The 2,029-nt window shown below is 73.7% G+C and carries 2 protein-coding genes; both read right to left on the bottom strand.

Features of this window, described 5'->3' with window-relative positions:
* Positions 1-70: 70 nt before the first annotated feature.
* The gene (locus G5C51_RS41670) at positions 71-997 is read right to left on the bottom strand and encodes an ABC transporter permease (RefSeq protein ID WP_165246097.1); all 927 of its coding nucleotides are present in this window, start codon (positions 995-997) and stop codon (positions 71-73) included.
* Positions 994-2,029 (bottom strand): ABC transporter permease (locus G5C51_RS41665; protein WP_165246095.1); only part of this gene is annotated, 1,036 nt, incomplete at its 5' end. The genes G5C51_RS41665 and G5C51_RS41670, both read right to left, overlap by 4 nt.

The following is a 2,029-nucleotide window of genomic DNA, read 5'->3' as shown; positions in this document are numbered from 1 at the left end:
CGCTCCACCATCCGCGCCCTCCTCGCCGACGCGGTGGCGGGCTCGTTGCCTGGCTCGGGGGGTGGGTTCGTCAACCGGCCCGTGCGAACGGGACCGTGAGGCCCGACGGGGCCCGGCTCCTGCCCACCAGGCCGCTCACGGCGAGCAGCGCGAAGGCGTACGGCAGCGTCGTCAGCAGCGGCGCCGAGATGTGCAGGCCGATCGCCGGCGCCGCGAACTGCAGCGACTGCGCGAGCCCGAAGACCAGACACGCCAGCAGCGTCGGCCAGCCGCGCCAGCGCCCCGCGATCACGGCGACGACGGCGAGGTAGCCGATGCCACCGGTGATGTTGTCGCTGAAGGCGTGCACTTCGGAGAGCGCGAGGTGGGCCCCCGCGAGCGCCGCGGTGGCGCCGGTGAGCAGCACGGTCGCGTACCGGATCAGGCGCACCGGCAGCCCGCAGCGGTCGGCGGTCACGGCGTCCTCCCCCACGGCGTCGATGACGAGTCCCCAGGTCGTACGCCTGCTCAACGCGACGGCGAGGCCGCCGGCCACGGCGAAGGCCAGATAGCCGAGCAGCGACTGCTCGAAGAGGGCGGGGCCGAGGACGGGGATGCTGTGCAGCCCCGGGATGGGGAGCGGGTCGAAGCCGGGCAGCGCGTCCGCCTTGCCCTGGTCGCCGAAGAGCAGCCGGGCGCCGTACGTGGTGCCGCCGAGGGCGAGGGCGTTCGCGGTGATGCCGGTGACGATCTGGTCGGCGCGGAGGGTGACGCTGAGGAGTGCCTGCAGCGCGGCGAAGAGCAGGCCTGCGGCGAGGGCGGTGAGGACGCCGACGGTGGCGCTCCCGGAGGCGTGGGCGCCGGCCGCGCCCGCGAAGGCGCCGGTGAGCATCATGCCTTCGGCGGAGAGGTTGAGGACGCCGGCCCGTTCGCTGAGCAGCTCGCCGGCGGAGGCGAGGAGGAGGGGCAGCGCCATCCGGACACCGCCGGTGGCGAGTTCGTCGATGACGGCGCTCATGTCGTAGCCCTCCTGGTGGTGGTGTGGGTGAAGACCATGGCGGCGGCGATGAACAGCACCAGCAGGCTCTGCACGATCTGCACCGTCGACGCCGGGACCTGAGCGGCGAGCTGGAGATTGATGCCACCGCTGGTGAGAAAGCCGAACACGAGACTCACGGCGGCGACGGCGGTGAGCGACCCACGGGCAAGCAGCCCGACGACCAGCCCGGAGAAGCCGTAACCGGAGGAGAAGTGCTCGGCGAGCACGTAGGGCGCGGTGGCGACGAGCGCCGCCCCGGCGACACCCGCGAGCCCACCGGCGAAGGCGAGCCCGCCGCCTTGGAGGGGACCGACGGGCAGGCCGAGGCGGGCGGCTGCGGCGGGGGTGCGGCCGACGGCTTTGAGTCGTACGCCGATCGCGGTGCGGGTGAGGGCGATGCCGGTGGCCAGGGCTGCGACGGCGGCGATGACGACGATGGCGGTGGCTGGGGACTCCTGGCCGCCGATGAGGGGCAGTTGGGCGCCGGTGGGGAGGGGGGCGGACTGCGGGAGGGTCTCGGAGGAGGTGACGGGCTGCCTGAGCAGGGCCTCTTCGTGTACGGCGAAGGCGACGAGTCCGGTGCCGATGAAGTTGAGGAGGAGGGTGGTGATCACTTCGCTGGTACCGCGCTTGACCTTGAGCCAGGCGGCGATGCCGGCCCAGGCGGAGCCGGCGAGGAAACCGGCGGTGAGGAGGAGAGGGACGCCGAGGGCGGTGGGTGTGGCGGCGGGGAGGGCGAGCCCGGTGGCTGCGGCGGCGACACCGCCCGCGCAGAGCTGGCCTTCGCCGCCGACGTTCACCAGGCCGGCGCGGTGGGCGACGGTGAATCCGGTGGCGATCAGGGCCAGCACGGCGGCGGAGTTGAGGGAGCTGCCTATTGCGTACGGGGACCCGAGCATCCCTTCGTGGAGCGCCTGCCAGGCGGTGGCCGGGTCGGCGCCGGCGGCCATGACTAGGGCTAGGCCGGTGGCGGCGGCTAGGAGGGTGGCTAGGGCGGCGATGGTCAGGGGG

The organism is Streptomyces coryli, assembly GCF_011044975.1.
Lineage (GTDB): Bacteria > Actinomycetota > Actinomycetes > Streptomycetales > Streptomycetaceae > Streptomyces > Streptomyces coryli.
Note: the sequence above shows the minus strand (reverse complement) of the source record. Positions and strands in the feature narration are given on the sequence as shown.